We start from the raw sequence: 18,940 nt of genomic DNA, 5'->3' as shown, positions 1-18,940 counted from the left end.
ATAAGGATTTTAACATGACGCAATTTGCATTTGTGTTTCCGGGGCAGGGTTCCCAGACCGTTGGGATGTTGTCTGAAATGGCAGCAAGCTACCCAATTGTTGAAGAAACTTTTGCTGAAGCATCAGCTGCGCTGGGCTATGATCTGTGGGCGCTGACTCAGCAAGGTCCGGCAGAAGAACTGAATAAAACCTGGCAGACGCAGCCAGCGCTATTGGCTGCATCTGTCGCGCTGTATCGCGTATGGCAGCAGCAGGGGGGTAAAACACCTGCGCTGATGGCAGGTCATAGCCTGGGCGAATATTCTGCGCTGGTATGTGCGGGTGTAATTGATTTTGCCGATGCCGTCCGTCTGGTTGAACTGCGCGGCAAATTCATGCAGGAAGCCGTACCGGAAGGTACTGGCGGCATGTCTGCGATTATTGGTCTGGACGATGCCTCTATCGCTAAAGCGTGTGAAGAGTCTGCTGAAGGGCAGGTCGTTTCTCCGGTTAACTTCAACTCGCCGGGTCAGGTGGTTATCGCCGGGCATAAAGAAGCCGTAGAACGTGCAGGTGCTGCTTGTAAAGCCGCTGGCGCCAAGCGTGCGCTGCCGTTGCCGGTCAGCGTGCCTTCTCACTGCGCGCTGATGAAGCCTGCCGCTGAGAAATTGGCCGTTGAATTGCAAAAAATCACTTTCAACGCGCCGACTGTTCCAGTTGTGAACAACGTCGACGTGAAGTGTGAAACTACCGCAGACGCGATTCGCGATGCGCTGGTTCGTCAACTGTACAGCCCGGTTCAGTGGACCAAAACCGTTGAATTTATGGCATCTCAGGGCGTAGAGCACCTGTATGAAGTGGGGCCAGGTAAAGTTCTCACCGGTTTGACGAAACGTATTGTTGACACCCTGACCGCTTCGGCACTGAATGAGCCGGCGGCGCTGTCTGCGGCGCTAGAGCAATAAAAGAGGAAGCCCATGAATTTTGAAGGAAAAATCGCGCTGGTAACCGGTGCAAGCCGTGGAATTGGCCGCGCAATTGCTGAAACACTCGTTGCCCGTGGCGCGAAAGTTATCGGGACTGCAACCAGTGAAAGTGGTGCGCAGGCCATTAGCGATTACTTAGGTGCAAATGGTAAAGGTCTGATGTTGAATGTGACCGATCCGGCATCTATCGAATCTGTTCTGGAAAATATTCGCGCAGAATTTGGTGAAGTCGATATTCTGGTCAATAATGCCGGGATTACTCGTGATAACCTGTTAATGCGCATGAAAGATGACGAGTGGAACGATATTATCGAAACCAACCTGTCATCTGTTTTCCGTCTGTCAAAAGCGGTAATGCGAGCTATGATGAAAAAGCGTCATGGGCGTATTATCACTATCGGTTCTGTGGTTGGTACCATGGGAAATGCGGGTCAGGCTAACTACGCTGCGGCGAAAGCAGGTCTGATCGGCTTCAGTAAATCACTGGCGCGCGAAGTTGCGTCCCGTGGTATTACTGTAAACGTTGTTGCTCCGGGCTTTATTGAAACGGACATGACGCGTGCGCTGTCTGATGATCAGCGTGCGGGTATACTGGCGCAGGTTCCTGCGGGTCGCCTTGGTGGCGCTCAGGAAATCGCCAGTGCGGTTGCATTTTTAGCTTCTGACGAAGCAAGTTACATCACAGGTGAGACTTTGCACGTCAACGGCGGGATGTACATGGTTTAACCACGATTGAAAAATATTTGCGTTATTAGGGGGAATGGCCTCAAAATAACGTAAAATCGTGGTAAGACCTGCCGGGATTTAGTTGCAAATTTTTCAACATTTTATACACTACGAAAACCATCGCGAAAGCGAGTTTTGATAGGAAATTTAAGAGTATGAGCACTATCGAAGAACGCGTTAAGAAAATTATCGGCGAACAGCTGGGCGTTAAGCAGGAAGAAGTTACCAACAATGCTTCCTTCGTTGAAGACCTGGGCGCAGATTCTCTTGACACCGTTGAGCTGGTAATGGCTCTGGAAGAAGAGTTTGATACTGAGATTCCGGACGAAGAAGCTGAGAAAATCACTACCGTTCAGGCTGCCATTGATTACATCAACGGCCACCAGGCGTAAGTGAACATCTCCAGGCGGTCATTCGACCGCCTGAGTTTTATCTTTTTATCCCACTTGAATTATTTTCCCTCCCTGGAGGACAACCGTGTCTAAGCGTCGTGTAGTTGTGACCGGACTGGGCATGTTGTCTCCTGTCGGCAATACCGTAGAGTCTACCTGGAAAGCTCTCCTTGCCGGTCAGAGTGGCATCAGCCTGATCGACCATTTCGATACTAGCGCCTATGCAACGAAATTTGCTGGCTTAGTAAAGGATTTTAACTGTGAAGACATTATCTCGCGCAAAGAACAGCGCAAGATGGATGCCTTCATTCAATATGGAATTGTCGCTGGCGTTCAGGCCATGCAGGATTCTGGCCTCGAAATTACGGAAGAGAACGCTCACCGTATTGGCGCCGCTATTGGCTCCGGTATTGGCGGTCTCGGTCTGATCGAAGAAAACCATACCTCTTTGGTAAACGGTGGACCGCGTAAGATCAGCCCGTTCTTCGTTCCGTCGACGATTGTTAACATGGTGGCTGGTCACCTGACCATCATGTACGGCCTGCAAGGGCCCAGCATCTCCATCGCGACCGCCTGTACTTCAGGCGTACATAACATCGGTCATGCCGCACGTATCATTGCATACGGTGATGCAGACGCGATGGTTGCGGGTGGTGCTGAAAAAGCCAGTACACCGCTTGGCGTGGGTGGTTTTGGCGCGGCACGCGCGCTGTCTACGCGTAATGATAACCCGCAAGCGGCAAGCCGCCCGTGGGATAAAGAGCGTGATGGCTTCGTGTTGGGCGACGGCGCAGGCATGGTGGTACTGGAAGAGTACGAGCATGCGAAAGCGCGCGGCGCGAAAATCTATGCTGAAGTCGTTGGTTTTGGCATGAGCAGTGATGCTTACCACATGACGTCACCACCGGAAAACGGTGCAGGCGCTGCGCTGGCAATGGTCAACGCACTACGCGATGCGGCTATCGAAGCGGGTCAGATCGGCTATGTCAACGCGCATGGTACGTCTACGCCTGCAGGCGATAAAGCTGAAACCCAGGCAGTGAAATCTGTCTTTGGCGATGCGGCGAGCCGTGTGATGGTAAGCTCAACCAAATCCATGACCGGTCACCTGTTAGGCGCTGCGGGCGCGGTAGAGTCTATTTTCTCTATCCTGGCGCTGCGCGACCAGGCTATTCCGCCAACCATCAACCTGGATAACCCGGATGAAGGTTGCGACCTGGACTTCGTTCCTCACGAAGCGCGTCAGGTGAGTGGTTTGGAATATACTCTGTGTAACTCCTTCGGCTTCGGTGGTACCAACGGTTCTTTGATCTTTAAAAAGATTTAAGTCTCGTCAGGTGATGCGTTAGCATCGAAATAAAACTGAAAAGGTCCGCTTGTCGGGCCTTTTTTTATTCGGTTTTTCGCCCTTGTCCTGTGTTACTCATCCTGCCAAACTAGCGGACCAGATATAAGGAGCCTCCATGTTCTTAATTAATGGCTGCGAGCAAAATCTGCTGGCCGTAAGCGATCGAGCGACCCAATTTGGCGATGGTTGTTTTACTACCGCGCGAATTATCGACGGCGAAATTTGCCTCTTTGCAGCGCATCTTGCGCGTTTACAAGACGCTTGCCAAAAGTTGCTGATCGCTTTTGAACAGTGGTCAGAACTGCAAGATGAAATGAAAATGCTGGCTCAAGGACACGCGCGTGGCGTATTGAAAGTCATTATTAGCCGCGGTAGCGGCGGTCGGGGATACAGCGGCGCAAATTGTCACAACGCCACCCGTATTCTCTCTGTTTCAGCCTGGCCCGAACATTACGATCGTTGGCGCCATGAAGGGATTACGCTGGCGTTAAGCCCAGTGCGTCTGGGGCGTAACCCTATGCTTGCCGGACTTAAGCATCTGAATCGCCTGGAGCAGGTATTGATTCGCTCTCATCTTGAGCAGACGGATGCCGATGAAGCGCTGGTTCTTGACAGCGAGGGATGGGTTACGGAATGCTGTGCGGCTAATTTGTTCTGGCGTAAAGGTAATGTGGTTTACACTCCCCGGTTGGATCAGGCCGGAGTGAACGGCATTATGCGACAATTCTGTATCCGTATGCTGGCACAATCACCGTTCAGTCTTGTCGAAGTGTATGCCGGGTTGGAGGAGATTATGCAAGCCGATGAAATCGTCGTCTGTAACGCATTAATGCCGGTTATTCCCGTGCGTACCTGTGGCGACACGATGTTGTCTTCACGTTTGTTATTCGATTTTTTAGCCCCACTTTGTGAGCACCCGAATTAGTCATGAAAAAACTGTTACTCGTTGTCCTGTTATTGCTGGTTGTGCTGGGCATTGCCGCGGGCGTAGGCATGTGGAAAGTTCGCCATCTGGCGGACAGTAAGTTATTGATTAAAGAAGAGACCATTTTTACGCTGAAAGCGGGTACAGGCCGCCTGGCCCTCGGTGAACAGCTGTATGCGGATAAGGTTATCAATCGTCCGCGTGTCTTCCAGTGGCTGCTGCGTGTGGAGCCTGACCTGTCGCATTTTAAGGCGGGTACCTATCGCCTGACGCCCGACATGACGGTGCGAGAAATGCTGCTATTGCTGGAAAGCGGTAAAGAGGCCCAGTTCCCGTTACGTCTGGTGGAAGGGATGCGCCTGAGTGATTACCTCAAACAACTGCGCGATGCGCCCTATATCAAACATACGCTGAGCGACGATAACTACGAGACTGTCGCTCAGGCGCTGAAGCTGGAAAACCCGCAGTGGGTGGAAGGCTGGTTCTGGCCCGATACCTGGATGTATACCGCCAATACGACCGACGTAGCACTGCTAAAACGTGCGCATCAAAAGATGGTTAAAGCGGTGGATACTGTCTGGGAAGGGCGCGCTGATGGTTTGCCTTATCAGGATAAAAATCAGCTAGTGACAATGGCCTCGATTATTGAAAAAGAAACTGCGGTTGCCAGCGAGCGCGACCAGGTGGCCTCGGTCTTTATTAACCGCTTACGTATTGGCATGCGTTTACAAACCGATCCGACGGTGATTTACGGCATGGGGACACGGTATAATGGCAAATTGTCGCGTGTGGATTTAGAAACGCCAACCGCCTATAACACCTACACCATCACCGGGCTGCCGCCTGGCCCGATTGCCATGCCGGGAGAGGCCTCGTTGCAGGCTGCCGCACATCCGGCAAAAACGCCGTATCTCTATTTCGTGGCAGATGGTAAAGGCGGCCACACATTTAACACCAATCTTGTCAGCCATAACCGGTCAGTACAGGATTACCTGAAAGTGCTTAAGGAAAAAAATGGGCAGTAACTATATCGTCATCGAGGGCCTGGAAGGCGCCGGAAAAACCACTGCGCGTAATGTGGTGGTAGAGACACTTGAGCAACTCGGTATTCGTGACATGGTTTTTACCCGCGAGCCTGGTGGAACGCAGCTCGCTGAGAAACTAAGAAGTCTGGTGCTGGACATTAAGTCGGTAGGTGACGAGGTCATTACCGACAAAGCCGAAGTCCTGATGTTTTACGCCGCGCGCGTACAGTTGGTCGAAACCGTTATTAAACCTGCTCTGGCGAGAGGCGCATGGGTCATTGGCGATCGTCACGACCTGTCGACCCAGGCGTATCAGGGCGGTGGCCGCGGTATCGATCAAAACATGCTGGCAACGCTGCGTGATGCGGTACTCGGAGATTTTCGCCCGGACCTGACGCTCTATCTGGATGTCACTCCAGAAGTCGGATTGAAGCGTGCGCGTGCGCGTGGCGAACTGGACCGTATTGAACAGGAATCTTTCGATTTCTTTAATCGTACCCGAGCGCGCTATCTTGAACTGGCTGCCAAAGATGCCAGCATTCGTACTATTGACGCTACGCAGCCGCTGGAGGCAGTGATGGCTGATATTCGCAATACCATTACTCAGTGGGTGAAGGAGCAGGGCGCATGAAATGGTACCCATGGTTACGACCTGATTTTGAAAAACTGGTAGCGAGCTACCAGACGGGTCGTGGTCACCATGCGTTACTGATTCAGGCGTTACCCGGCATGGGCGACGATGCGCTGATTTACGCGCTCAGTCGCTATTTAATGTGTCAGCAGCCGGAAGGACATAAAAGCTGCGGACACTGCCGCGGATGTCAGCTGATGCAGGCGGGGACCCATCCGGACTACTATTCGCTGCTGCCGGAAAAAGGCAAAAGCACGCTGGGCGTTGATGCGGTACGTGAAGTCAGTGAGAAACTGTACGAGCATTCACGCCTGGGCGGGGCGAAAGTGGTGTGGATCCCGGATGCCGCCCAGTTAACCGATGCCGCCGCTAATGCGTTACTGAAAACGCTGGAAGAGCCTCCGGCGCAGACCTGGTTCTTCCTCGCCAGTCGCGAACCTGCGCGTTTATTGGCCACACTGCGTAGCCGCTGTCGGTTACATCACCTTGCACCACCGGCAGAGTCATACGCTATCTCCTGGCTTACCCGTGAAGTGACGGCGTCACCGGAAGCATTGTTGAGCGCATTACGTCTGAGTGCGGGGTCGCCTGGCGCGGCATTAACGTTGCTACAGGCTGAAAGCTGGACGCACCGCACAGATTTCCTCGCCGCGCTGGCGAACACCCTGCAATCAGGCGACTGGTATATCCTGTTAGCGGCGCTCAACCACGATCAGGCTGCCGCTCGTTTACACTGGCTGGCCACGCTGTTGACGGATGCCTTAAAGCGTTCTTATGGGATTTCCCATTTAACCAATCCTGATGCTCAGGATCTCATCTCTTCTATCGCCGAGCGGTTATCCGTCGCCCAGATACAGGCGATACTCGGTGATGTTTGTCATTGTCGTCAGCAGTTGCTGAACGTGACGGGCATAAACCGTGAACTGGTCTTAACCGATCTTATTCTCCGTATTGAGCATTACCTGCAACCAGGCACCGTACTGCCTGTTCCTCATCTTTGAGAGAGACATTATGTTTTTAGTCGACTCACACTGCCATCTTGATGGCCTGGATTATCAATCTCTGCATAAGGACGTGGACGACGTGTTGGCGAAAGCGGCCGCACGCGATGTAAAATTTTGTCTTGCCGTCGCGACCACCCTGCCGGGATACCGCAGTATGCGTGAACTGGTTGGCCAACGTGACAACGTGGTTTTCTCCTGCGGTGTGCATCCGTTAAATCAGGATGAAACCTATGATGTTGAAGACCTGCGTCGTTTGGCCGCCGAAGACGGTGTGGTAGCGATGGGAGAAACCGGGCTGGATTATTTTTACACGCCGGAAACGAAGGTGCGCCAGCAGGAATCTTTCATCCACCATATTCAGATTGGCCGCGAGTTACAGAAACCGGTTATCGTGCATACCCGTGATGCCCGAGCCGATACATTATCAATTCTGCGCGAAGAAAAGGTGACGGATTGCGGCGGCGTACTACACTGTTTTACAGAGGACAGAGAAACGGCGGGCAAATTGCTGGATCTCGGCTTTTATATCTCGTTTTCCGGCATCGTCACGTTCCGTAATGCTGACCAACTGCGTGATGCTGCTCGTTATGTTCCTCTGGATCGTTTGTTAGTTGAGACGGATTCTCCGTACCTTGCGCCGGTGCCGCATCGTGGAAAAGAGAACCAACCTGCCATGACGCGTGACGTTGCGGAGTATATGGCCGTAGTGAAAGGTGTTGCCGTGGAAGAACTGGCGCAGGCAACCACTGATAACTTTGCCCGCCTGTTTCACATCGATGCTTCTCGCCTGCAATCAGTCCGTTAACTGACTTTTTTTAAAGCTCGTAATTAATAACTAAAGCGAGTAAAGTTCATCGCCACAAAATGGGCGGTGAATAACCACTTAGACACATTCAGAAACTCATTTTATCGGAATGTGCGAATTTTGCGGCCATTCACAACTGAATTGTGATAGCCGTCAAACAAATACAGACTGAATTATTTTACTCTGTGTAATAAATAAAGAGCACTTAGATGCTCTGTCCACGGCGAGGCTCTCCCCCCTTGCCAATGCGTGAGAACGTAGAATACACAAAATCATTCAAGCGGCATCAAGGCGGCAAGTGAGTGAATGACAGGAGCTTACTCGAGTAAGTGACTGGAGTGAATGAGCGCAGCCAACGCTGAGGCGGTATGAAGGATGAAGTGTATAAGCACAAATACTCAGGAGCACTCCTAATTATGTTTAAGAATGCATTTGCTAACCTGCAAAAGGTCGGTAAATCGCTGATGCTGCCGGTATCCGTACTCCCGATTGCAGGTATCCTGCTGGGTGTCGGTTCCGCTAACTTCAGCTGGCTGCCAGCCGTTGTATCGCACGTAATGGCAGAAGCAGGCGGTTCTGTTTTTGCGAACATGCCGCTGATCTTTGCCATCGGTGTTGCGTTAGGCTTCACCAACAATGACGGCGTATCTGCACTGGCATCCGTTGTTGCCTACGGCATCATGGTTAAAACCATGGCTGTTGTTGCGCCGCTGGTTCTGCATTTACCTGCTGAAGAGATCGCCGCTAAACACCTTGCTGATACGGGTGTTCTCGGGGGGATTATCTCCGGTGCGATTGCAGCGTATATGTTCAACCGTTTCTACCGTATCAAATTGCCTGAGTATCTCGGCTTCTTTGCGGGTAAGCGCTTCGTTCCTATTATTTCTGGTCTGGCTGCCATCTTCACAGGCGTGGTTCTGTCCTTCATTTGGCCGCCGATCGGTACTGCTATTCAGACGTTCTCCCAGTGGGCTGCATACCAGAACCCGGTAGTGGCGTTCGGTATCTATGGCTTCATTGAACGCTGCCTGGTGCCGTTTGGTCTGCACCATATCTGGAACGTTCCTTTCCAGATGCAGATCGGTGAGTACACCAACGCTGCAGGCCAGGTGTTCCACGGCGATATCCCTCGCTATATGGCGGGCGACCCGACTGCGGGCAAACTGTCCGGTGGTTTCCTGTTCAAAATGTACGGTCTGCCAGCTGCCGCTATCGCTATCTGGCACTCTGCTAAACCAGAAAACCGCGCGAAAGTGGGCGGTATTATGATCTCCGCGGCGCTGACCTCGTTCCTGACCGGTATTACCGAGCCGATCGAGTTCTCCTTCATGTTCGTGGCGCCGATCCTGTACATCATCCACGCGATTCTGGCTGGTCTGGCATTCCCGATCTGTATCCTGCTGGGTATGCGCGACGGGACATCGTTCTCTCACGGTCTGATCGACTTTATCGTTCTGTCCGGTAACAGCAGCAAACTGTGGCTGTTCCCGATTGTCGGTATCGGTTATGCGATTGTTTACTACACCATCTTCCGTGTGCTGATCAAAGCGCTGGATCTGAAAACGCCAGGTCGCGAAGATGCGACCGAAGACAGCAAAGCGGGTGCGTCCGGCGAAATGGCTCCGGCTCTGGTTGCTGCATTCGGTGGTAAAGAAAACATCACTAACCTCGATGCGTGCATTACTCGTCTGCGCGTTAGCGTGGCTGACGTTGCCAAAGTGGATCAGGCTGGCCTGAAGAAACTGGGTGCGGCGGGCGTCGTGGTTGCTGGTTCCGGTGTTCAGGCGATCTTCGGTACCAAGTCCGATAACCTGAAAACTGAAATGGATGAGTACATCCGTAACAGCTAAGCAGTAAGACGTTGGGGAGAACTAAGGCAGCCTGCGGGCTGCCTTTTTTATTGTCTTAATTGGCCTGAACGCGAATAGGCGCAGTGGCGGCGAACAGCCATGGACGGGCTTCTGCGTTTACGCGTGGGGACAATGTCTCTCTGACCTGCTGGTGGTAATCATCAATCCACTGTTTCTCAGCATCGCTCAGCAGATGCAGTTCCACAAGGTTCAAATCAATCGGCACCAGCGTCAGCGTTGAGAAACGGCAGAAGCCCGGACGGCTGTTGATAATCTCCACCTGATTCTCAATGCGGATCCCATATTGCCCGGCCAGATAATAACCCGGTTCGATGGTGATGATATTGCCCGCCACCAGAGGCCAGGGGTTAACTTTTTTGGCAATGCGATGAGGTTGTTCATGGATAAGCAACTGATGGCCTACGCCGTGCCCGGTTCCATGATCAAAATCCAGTCCCAAATCCCACAACGCCCGCCGACTAAAGGCATCCAGTTGATGGCCCTGAGTACCGCTGGGGAACTGCAGTGAAATAAGTGACAAGAAGCCTTTCAACACGGCGGTGTAGTGCAAGCGTCGCTGCGGATCCTGTGGGCCAAATGCCAGGGTGCGCGTCGTATCCGTTGTACCATTATGATACTGACCACCGGAATCATTCAGGTACATGGCCTGCGAGGTAATTGGCGTATTGGTTTTTTCGCTGGAGTGGTAATGACACATCGCCGCATTGCTGGCAGAGGCTGAAATCGTGCTGAAACTCTGCTCGATAAATCCCGGCTGCTGCTGGCGAAACTCCAGCTGTTTAGCCTGTGCTTCCAGTTCGGTGATTGGATTGCCCGCCGCTTCGCGTAAAGGGACCTCATGCGCCAGCCATGCGAGGAAGTTAACCCAGGCTGCGCCATCCTGTTCATGGCATTCCCGATAGCCTGCCAGTTCAACGTCATTTTTGTGCGCTTTCATTAACGTAATAGGGTCGGGGGCCCACAGGACGTGGCCGCCATGTTCTTCTATGGCAAAACGCAATGCCACCGGAGCGTAGTCTTTATCGACCAGAAAGCGCTTCCCATTTGCCAACTGCTGGCAGCGAGCCAGGAAGCTCTCTTGCGGGGCCAGCGTAAGCGTATCCAACAGCGATGCGGGGAGTTGCTGTGTTTTATTACTATCGACAAACCATTCCAGTTCGCCGCTGCGATGGAGCAGGGCAAATGAGAACGGCACCGGAACCATAGCAAGATCCGAACCACGGACATTAAGCAGCCAGGCAATGTTGTCCGGCAGCGTAATCGCCAGCACATCGGCCTGATGTTGAGTGAGTTGCTCCACGACGCGGGCACGTTTCTGTGCGCAACTCTCACCGCTGATTTCGAGGGGCATTTCGCGAATGATGCCGCAAGGCGCTGCCGGACGATCTAACCATATCTGGTCGAAGGGATCCTGCTCCAGAGGTACCAGCTCGCAGTGGGTAGCCGACAGCGCTTCAAACTGGCTGTTAACCATCAGCAGCGGCTCAAAGCCGATACGTGTACCCGCTGCAACGTGAGACTGCAAATAGTCTGCCAGCGGTTCGTCGTGTAAATGGTGAATTTCAAAATCATCCAGCGAGACTTCATTGCGCACCTGGACCTGATAGCGCCCATCGACAAATATTAATGCGCGGTCGCGCAGGACCAGCGCGAGTCCCGCTGAACCGCTAAAACCAGTCAGCCAGGCCAACTTATTATCATGCGGCGTACAATCTTCACTTTGGTGAGCGTCGGCGCGCGGGACAATCATACCATCCAGCCCCTGCGCTATCAGCAGGTTACGCAGGGCGGAAAGAGGGGTTGAGTTGTGCATAGTTACCTCAGGCCTTAACGGAACGGCGGTTCGTTGAACGTACGTAATTTACGGGAGTGCAGTCGATCGCCTTCGGCGCGAAGACGATCGATAGCCCGGATACCTATTTGCAGATGCTCGGAAATGGCGCCTTCATAAAAACGGTTGGCCTGACCAGGCAGTTTAATCTCGCCGTGCAGCGGTTTGTCGGAAACGCAAAGCAATGTGCCGTAGGGGACGCGGAAGCGGTAGCCCTGGGCGGCGATAGTGGCGCTTTCCATATCGATAGCTACCGCACGGCTGAGGTTAAAGCGCAGCGCAGAGGCGGAGTAACGTAATTCCCAGTTTCGATCGTCGGTGGTGACAACGGTACCGGTACGCAGGCGCTGTTTGACCTCTTCGCCGGGCATGCCGCTGACCTCTTTGGTCGCGTCATACAGCGCGCGTTGCACTTCAGCGATGCTCGGAATCGGAATATCCGGTGGGAGTACAGCATCCAGCACGTGGTCATCACGCAAATAAGCGTGGGCCAGAACATAATCGCCAATTGCCTGACTTTCACGCAGGCCGCCACAGTGCCCAATCATCAGCCAGACATCAGGGCGCAATACGGCGAGATGATCGCAAATAGTTTTGGCGTTAGACGGGCCGACGCCGATATTCACCAGCGTGATCCCCTGACCATCAGCGGTAATTAAATGCCAGGCGGGCATCTGGTGTTTCTTCCAGGCGAGATCGGAGATGGCTTCTTCTGGCGCTTCGGTTTCGGCGGTGATCCAGATCCCGCCCGCGCATGACAGCGCGATATACGGACTGTCCGGGTCGAGGATCTGGCTGCAGCCCCAGCGTACGAACTCATCGACATAGCGGGTGTAGTTGGTGAACAGCACAAAGGGCTGGAAATGTTCAACCGGCGTGCCCGTGTAATGACGCAGTCGCGCCAGCGAAAAATCCACGCGTCGGGCATCGAAGTGAGACAGCGGAGAAAATTCCGCCGGATGAAAAATCCCGTCCGCCGTTTCGTCACCAATCTGCGACAATTCAGTGGTGGGGAAATGGCGCGTTAATCCGGCGCTCATCGAGCGATCCAACGTCAGTTCTGAACCGTCAATCACATAGGGATAGGGGATTTCATGCTGCGATGGCTCAACGGAGATATGCGCATCATAATCCTGATACAGCAGCGTGAGCTGTTCTTCAAGATAAGGACGAAAGAGCGACGGACGGGTAATGGTGGTGGTATAGCAACCCGCATGGGTAAAACGGCCATAGGCGCGCGTTTTTGGCGGATTAGTGGCGCTGCCATCCCAGGTGACACGAAGTGACGGGTAGACAAAAAGACCGTTCTGGCGGGCGATTACGTCAGGGAGGGTCCCTGTTTCAATATACTTACCAATGGCGCTACGCAGTGATTTAACCGACTGTTCGTACAGCGCGTCCAGTTTATCCAGTGCCTGAGCCGGGGTCAGGCTGGCGCCCTTATTGTTCATGTCTGTCTCCTTGTTCCACAGATATACCGCTCTCCCGATAGTATGTCACAGGAATGTGAAACAAAAGTCAGACGTTAAGGAAGATGGTGCGAAGACCGGATGGCCCTCGCACCGGGGGTTTAACCGTGCTGCTTATCCCGCATCAACAGCGCGGTAGTGGCGGAGATAAGACAACCCGCCATCAGATAAATAGCTACGCTGTGCCAGTCTCCGCCTGAAAATGTCACCAGTGCCGCCGCAATAAAGGGGGTAAAACCGCCGCCAACCACGCTGGCCACCTGATAACCAACGCCTGCGCCGCTATAGCGATAGCTTGCGCCAAATAAACCGGTAAACATAGGCTGCTGTACGCAGACCACCATATCGTGTGCGATGTTGGCCAGCATAATCGCGAAGAACACGATCCAAAAAATAGACTGGGCCTCCAGCGCCATAAAGAATGGGAAGGCGCTTAGCGTCCCGACCAGTGCCCCGGTAATGTAGACGCGACGACGACCAAAGCGGTCGGCAAGCCACGCAAAGCAGGGGATGGTCAGACAGCTCAGCCCGCCGACCAGCAATCCGATATTCAGAAACAGCTCGCGTGGCAGGCCGAGGTTTTGTGTCGAGTAGTTAAGAGCAAATGCGGTGACGATATACATCGTCAGCAGTTCACACAGGCGCAGGGCGATAATTTTTAAGAATGCGCCCGGATGTCGGATTAAAGCCTCAATGACCGGAAGCCGCTTTTTCTCGGGCTGTGGCGCCTGTTGCTGCTGTTCGAACTCGGCCGATTCATCCATTCTGTTACGCATCCACAATGCGCCTAATACCAGCACGATGCTGAACAAGAACGGAATACGCCAGCCCCAACTGAGGAACTGCTCATCGGTAGTTTGAGAGCTAATCAGCGAGACCAGGCCGGTAGAAAGCAGCAGACCGACGCCGTACCCGACCTGTACACCGCTGCTATAAAAGGCTTTTTTATTTTTCGGCGCACTTTCGACGGAGAGCAACGCGGCTCCGCCCCATTCACCACCCACGGCGAAGCCCTGAATGGCGCGCAGCGTCACCAGTAGAACAGGGGCCCACCAGCCAATGGTGTCAAAGGAAGGAATAATGCCAATCAGCGCCGTGGCGATCCCCATCATCCAGACGGTGAGCATCAGCATACGTTTACGCCCAAGACGATCGCCGAAGTGGCCGAAGATGACCCCGCCTAGCGGGCGGAACAGAAATCCGACGCCAAAGGTAGCGAAGGCGGCAAGTGTTCCCATCGCCGGACTGACCTGCGGAAAGAACTCGCGGTTAAAGACTAACGCAGCGGTGATGCCATAGAGCAGAAAATCATACCAGTCGACCACGGCGCCCGCGGAGCTACCAAGCGCAGCGCGTCGGGCACGGTTGAGCGAAGAGGCGTCCTGTTGGGGACCCGTGGAGGTGAGGGTGGAATCCATAGTTATCCTGTCTGTACTGTCTTTTAATTATTAGTATTTGAGTTGGGTTACACACATTGCAGCCGATAGATTACCGGACGTTATGAGATTACCGCGACAGGCATGAAGAGGAAACGATTATATCCCTCGCAGAGGGCAACATGAATAATTAGACGAATGAGAAAATTGAAAAGCAAAAAGCCTGCTCGAAAGCAGGCTTTTCAAATTTGGCTCCTCTGACTGGACTCGAACCAGTGACATACGGATTAACAGTCCGCCGTTCTACCGACTGAACTACAGAGGAATCGTGTGAACGAGGCGCATATTAGCGAGGGTGATGAGGGTTGTCAAAGGACGAAATACAATTGTGCGTTCGTTTGCTGACAAAATCAGCAAAGCGGCGAACTTTCCGCCTTTTTATGCTTTTGCCCCATTCTGGTGCGTATCTACCTTTTCCAGGGCAGCCACAGTCATCTGTATAAGCGTACAAAAAATGTCGTGCTTCACTTTGCTCCTTACCTGACGCGGCGTCAGCGTAAAACGCCGCTGCAGACGAAACTGGCAAGTATCTTGCAATCCTGATTACATGACTGCCAGCACGGGTTCTGGTATTCCGACAGGAGGCAAAATGAACTTCAGACGACTGAAATATTTCGTAAAAATCGTCGATATTGGTAGCCTGACCCAGGCAGCGGAAGTGTTGCACATCGCGCAACCCGCGCTGAGCCAGCAGGTCGCCACGCTGGAAGGCGAACTGGATCAGCAATTGCTGATTCGTACCAAGCGCGGCGTCACGCCCACGGAAGCGGGGAAAGTGCTGTATACCCATGCCCGAACGATTTTACGTCAGTGTGAACAGGCGCAACTTGCGGTCAATAATGTTGGTCAGACTCTGAGTGGTCAGGTTTCCATTGGCCTGGCACCGGGTACGGCGGCATCATCCATCACTATGCCACTGTTACAAACAGTACGTGCCGAACTGCCCGATGTACTGGTCTATTTGCATGAAAACAGTGGGGCAGTGCTAAATGACAAGCTTCTCAGCGGACAATTAGACATGGCAGTGCTCTATGAGCGCTCGCCCGTGGCGGGCATAAGTTGTCAGCCGTTGCTGAAGGAGGATCTTTTCCTGGTGGGGACGCGTGATTGTCCAGGCCAAAGCGTCGATTTAGCCGCAGTGGCGCAGATGAATCTGTTTTTGCCGCGGGATTACAGTGCGGTGCGTTTGCGGGTGGATGAGGCTTTTTCGCTACGTCGCTTAACGGCCAAAGTCATTGGTGAAATCGAGTCTATCTCGACCTTAACGGCTGCCATTGCCAGCGGTATGGGCGTCACCGTGTTACCCGAATCGGCAGCCCGCGCATTGTGCAATGCAGCAAATGGCTGGATGGCGCGGATTACCACCCCATCAATGAATCTGCCGCTCTCGTTGAATGTGTCGGCCATGGGGAGCTTGTCGCCACAAGCGCAGGCAGTTAAGGAGATCCTGTTGTCGCTGGTTAGCCGACCGATGCTGGAAAACCGTGAGCTGCAGCTGGTGAGCTAAAGCTTATTCCCAAGAGGAATAAGATGCAGGTTTTTATTATTTGTTATGCCGGGCATCAGACTTTAACAATAGCGTAATGTCTGATGTGCCCGGAGCGAAAAGTGAATTTCCAGCAACTTAAAATAATCCGCGAGGCGGCCCGTCAGGATTACAACCTGACGGAAGTCGCGAATATATTGTATACCTCGCAGTCGGGTGTCAGCCGACATATTCGTGAACTTGAAGATGAACTTGGCATCGAAATATTTATTCGTCGCGGGAAACGCCTGCTGGGCATGACCGAACCGGGTAAAGCCTTACTGGGCATTGCCGAACGTATTCTGAATGAGGCCAGCAACGTCCGCCGTCTGGCGGATCTGTTTACCAATGACACGTCAGGTGTTCTGACGATAGCCACCACGCATACCCAGGCGCGCTATAGCCTTCCCGCAGTGATTAAAGCTTTTCGTGAGCTTTTCCCGGAAGTGCGTCTGGAACTGATTCAGGGCACGCCACAGGAGATCGAAGCGTTGTTGCAAAATGGCGGAGCAGATATTGGGATTGCCAGTGAACGTCTGAGTAGCGATCCACTGCTGGTGGCTTTTCCCTGGTTTCGTTGGCACCACAGTCTGCTCGTTCCGCACGACCATCCACTCGTCAAGACATCGCCTTTAACGCTGGAATCCATCGCCCATTGGCCGTTAATTACTTATCGACAGGGAATTACGGGACGTTCGCGTATTGATGAAGCGTTTGCCCGAAAAGGGTTAGTGCCGGATATCATACTCAGCGCCCAGGATTCGGATGTGATTAAAACTTATGTGGCGTTGGGACTGGGTATTGGGCTGGTGGCAGAGCAATCCAGTGGCGAGCAGGAGGAGGGCAGTTTGACCCGTCTGGATACCCGGCATTTATTTGATGCCAACACCGTCTGGCTGGGGTTGAAAAGAGGACAACTACAGCGCAACTATGTTTGGCGATTCATCGAACTCTGTAATGCTGGATTATCAGTGGATGAAATTAAGCGCCAGGCAATGGAGCCCGATGAAACGGTGATTGATTATCAGATATAAAGCGGGCTTTTCATTATCAATTACGTTGCCACTGGCGCTCTTTTGAGTGCGCCAGTCTTCCACTGACTCTGCGGCCTGCATTGCGCCGTTGTCGGTAGCGAAAAATTAAGCCTCGGTAATAAATGAGACAAAGCGATTAAGCACCCGGCTGACTTCTCGGTTTTTAAGCCATATCATCATAGTGTTCACGTTACCTATCTTTGGGGTAATCGTATGGCTACGGATAGGGAAATTATGTTCATACTGTCTGACTACGCTCTCTGGCAACAGGGCAATCCCCATTCCGGCACTCACGCAGCCAAGGATCGCCTGAAAAGAGCCGAACTCCAGGGGATCGGCATAATCGACTCCCTGCAGCCGCAGCCATTGTCCCAGACGGGAGCGATAGTTACACCCCTTAACAAAGACCAGCGGTCTTGTCACTTTGAGGTCCGCGCCGGTAATGACATTCCGGTGCTCTGCCGCCGTCACCAGTACCAGCGTTTCCTGACATAAAATGTGCAATTGCAGAGGCGAATTTTCTGTGTGCAGTGCCTGATGATCGGCAACGAAAGCGATTTCCAGTTCATTGTTCAGGATGTGCTGCACCAGTACCTCCGTGGGGGAGGTTTTCAGGTTTAGCTCAACGGAAGGCATTTCGCGGTGGAAATTCGCCAGTATCGAGGGCAGACGTACCGCTGCGGTCGTTTCCATTGCGCCGATGCGTAACGGTCCCGCCACTTTTGTTCCATGCATGGACAATTCCGCTTCGTGTAACAGGGCCAGAATTTTGTTGGCATAGCGAAGAAGAAGCTCGCCTTCAGGGGTGATGTAGAGCCGATTTTTCTCACGGACAAACAGAGATACGTCAAGGCTGGCTTCCAGCTGTTTGAGACGGGTTGTGACATTCGATGAAACGCAGTGCAGACTACGCGCAGCAGCAGATATGGAACCCGTTTCCGCAACCGTTTTAAACAAGTTAAGCGAGGTACTGTTCATAGAAGGCATTACCTAAAGTGAATGTTTTCGTCATTTTTATTAACTTTTTATTATCATTTCCTTATGTAAGATAACAATCAAACTTAATTCGTCTTTTGAGGCCAAAAAATGGATATCGATCACAGTGCTGTTGGCCATCGTCAGCTGAGTACTGCTGTATTTGGTATGATCGTCTTGACCTTAGGAATGGGAATTGGGCGTTTTTTATATACCCCTATGCTTCCCGTTATGCTTCATGAAGGGCTTTTTACTTTTTCGCAATTATCCTTAATTGCCAGCGCAAACTATGCAGGTTACCTCGTCGGCAGTCTCCTTTTCTCCTTTGGTATTTTCAACGCAGTCAATAAGTTAAGAATGCTGTTACTGGCTTCAGCGTTACTCACAGCCCTGCTGATTTTTTTGATGGCACAAGTGACTCAGCCTGAAATTATTCTGTTAATCAGATTCCTTGCGGGTGTGGCAAGCGCGGGAATGATGATATTTGGTTCAATGCTGGTGCTCCAGCATACCCATAATCCTTTTGTTATCGCCTCACTGTTTTCAGGCGTAGGAATAGGCATTTTTATCGGTAATGAATATGTCATTGCTGGCGTGTCTTACGCGTTAGATTCACGCTTGTTGTGGATTGGTGCTTCCATACTTTCAACGATATTTTTCGTCATCCTGGTAATTTTATTGCCGAAAGATAAGCATATGATCCCGCCGGTAAAAGCAGTCGTAAGTGCGGAACCTGAAATCCAGTGGTGGAATTTAGCCTTACTGTATGGTCTGGCCGGATTCGGCTATATCATTGTCGCTACATATTTACCGTTAATGGCCAGGGGGGTTGGCAACACCTTTTTAGCCGACCATATCTGGTCCATTGTCGGTCTTGCCGTTATTCCTGGATGCTATGGCTGGTTATGGGCCGCGCGCAAGTGGAATATATTATCCTGCCTAAGTGTTAACTTAATTGTTCAGGCGATTTGCGTAGTC

The 18,940-nt window shown here is 52.4% G+C and carries 17 protein-coding genes and 1 tRNA gene; 13 read left to right on the top strand and 5 right to left on the bottom strand.

Features of this window, described 5'->3' with window-relative positions; genetic code table 11:
- Positions 1–14: 14 nt before the first annotated feature.
- From fabD to ptsG, 10 genes are all read left to right on the top strand, one after another.
- Positions 15–944 carry an ACP S-malonyltransferase gene (gene fabD / locus KQJ18_RS06035; RefSeq protein ID WP_087857783.1) on the top strand — a complete coding sequence of 310 codons (930 nt, stop codon included), beginning with the start codon at positions 15–17 and terminating at the stop codon, positions 942–944.
- Between the two features lie 12 nt (positions 945–956).
- Positions 957–1,691: a 3-oxoacyl-ACP reductase FabG gene (fabG, locus tag KQJ18_RS06030; RefSeq protein WP_006685074.1), complete on the top strand. Its 735-nt coding sequence runs from the start codon at positions 957–959 to the stop codon at positions 1,689–1,691.
- A 155-nt stretch (positions 1,692–1,846) separates the two neighbouring features.
- Positions 1,847–2,083, top strand: a complete 237-nt coding sequence (gene acpP / locus KQJ18_RS06025; protein ID WP_000103754.1) for an acyl carrier protein — start codon at positions 1,847–1,849, stop codon at positions 2,081–2,083.
- Positions 2,084–2,168: 85 nt separating this feature from the next.
- On the top strand, positions 2,169–3,410 hold the full coding sequence (gene fabF, locus KQJ18_RS06020) for a beta-ketoacyl-ACP synthase II (RefSeq protein ID WP_038639753.1): 1,242 nt from the start codon (positions 2,169–2,171) through the stop codon (positions 3,408–3,410).
- Between the two features lie 136 nt (positions 3,411–3,546).
- Entirely contained in the window at positions 3,547–4,356 is an 810-nt protein-coding gene (gene pabC / locus KQJ18_RS06015; RefSeq protein WP_069323326.1) for an aminodeoxychorismate lyase, read from the top strand.
- 2 nt (positions 4,357–4,358) lie between these two features.
- On the top strand, positions 4,359–5,381 hold the full coding sequence (yceG, locus tag KQJ18_RS06010; protein ID WP_038639759.1) for a cell division protein YceG: 1,023 nt from the start codon (positions 4,359–4,361) through the stop codon (positions 5,379–5,381).
- A complete protein-coding gene (tmk, locus tag KQJ18_RS06005; protein WP_038639762.1) occupies positions 5,371–6,012 on the top strand; it encodes a dTMP kinase in 642 nt (213 codons plus the stop codon). Before yceG ends, tmk begins: the two co-directional genes overlap by 11 nt.
- Complete coding sequence (holB, locus tag KQJ18_RS06000; protein ID WP_110498357.1) at positions 6,009–7,013, top strand: DNA polymerase III subunit delta'; 1,005 nt, start codon at positions 6,009–6,011, stop codon at positions 7,011–7,013. The genes tmk and holB overlap by 4 nt, the downstream gene beginning before the upstream one ends.
- Before the next feature lie 10 nt (positions 7,014–7,023).
- Positions 7,024–7,821, top strand: coding sequence for a metal-dependent hydrolase (locus tag KQJ18_RS05995; RefSeq protein ID WP_085048521.1), 798 nt, complete (start codon positions 7,024–7,026; stop codon positions 7,819–7,821).
- Between the two features lie 416 nt (positions 7,822–8,237).
- Positions 8,238–9,671: a PTS glucose transporter subunit IIBC gene (ptsG, locus tag KQJ18_RS05990; RefSeq protein WP_003036277.1), complete on the top strand. Its 1,434-nt coding sequence runs from the start codon at positions 8,238–8,240 to the stop codon at positions 9,669–9,671.
- A 55-nt stretch (positions 9,672–9,726) separates the two neighbouring features.
- Here the strand turns inward: ptsG and KQJ18_RS05985 are convergent, their stop codons facing one another.
- From KQJ18_RS05985 to KQJ18_RS05970, 4 genes are all read right to left on the bottom strand, one after another.
- On the bottom strand, positions 9,727–11,505 hold the full coding sequence (locus KQJ18_RS05985) for an aminopeptidase P family protein (protein ID WP_216421650.1): 1,779 nt from the start codon (positions 11,503–11,505) through the stop codon (positions 9,727–9,729).
- 14 nt (positions 11,506–11,519) lie between these two features.
- A complete protein-coding gene (locus tag KQJ18_RS05980) occupies positions 11,520–12,974 on the bottom strand; it encodes an AMP nucleosidase (RefSeq protein ID WP_038639774.1) in 1,455 nt (484 codons plus the stop codon).
- Positions 12,975–13,093: 119 nt separating this feature from the next.
- Positions 13,094–14,410 (bottom strand): shikimate transporter, encoded by a 1,317-nt coding sequence (gene shiA, locus KQJ18_RS05975; RefSeq protein WP_216421648.1) that lies wholly within the window; start codon positions 14,408–14,410, stop codon positions 13,094–13,096.
- A 207-nt stretch (positions 14,411–14,617) separates the two neighbouring features.
- Positions 14,618–14,693 (bottom strand) — tRNA-Asn (locus KQJ18_RS05970).
- A 324-nt stretch (positions 14,694–15,017) separates the two neighbouring features.
- Here KQJ18_RS05970 and nac point away from each other — a divergent pair.
- Positions 15,018–15,935 carry a nitrogen assimilation transcriptional regulator NAC gene (nac, locus tag KQJ18_RS05965; protein WP_069323332.1) on the top strand — a complete coding sequence of 306 codons (918 nt, stop codon included), beginning with the start codon at positions 15,018–15,020 and terminating at the stop codon, positions 15,933–15,935.
- Positions 15,936–16,036: 101 nt separating this feature from the next.
- Positions 16,037–16,987 (top strand): HTH-type transcriptional regulator Cbl, encoded by a 951-nt coding sequence (cbl, locus tag KQJ18_RS05960; RefSeq protein WP_038639784.1) that lies wholly within the window; start codon positions 16,037–16,039, stop codon positions 16,985–16,987.
- A gap of 105 nt (positions 16,988–17,092) precedes the next feature.
- On the opposite strand, the gene KQJ18_RS05955 is transcribed toward cbl, so the two are convergent.
- Positions 17,093–17,965, bottom strand: coding sequence for a LysR family transcriptional regulator (locus KQJ18_RS05955; protein WP_216421646.1), 873 nt, complete (start codon positions 17,963–17,965; stop codon positions 17,093–17,095).
- A 108-nt stretch (positions 17,966–18,073) separates the two neighbouring features.
- Between KQJ18_RS05955 and KQJ18_RS05950 the strand changes: the two genes are divergently transcribed.
- On the top strand, positions 18,074–18,940 hold an 867-nt coding region (locus KQJ18_RS05950; protein WP_216421645.1), incomplete at its 3' end, for a YbfB/YjiJ family MFS transporter.

The organism is Citrobacter sp. S55_ASV_140 (assembly GCF_018919505.1).
GTDB lineage: Bacteria > Pseudomonadota > Gammaproteobacteria > Enterobacterales > Enterobacteriaceae > Citrobacter > Citrobacter werkmanii.
This window is presented reverse-complemented; position numbering and strand designations above follow the sequence as displayed.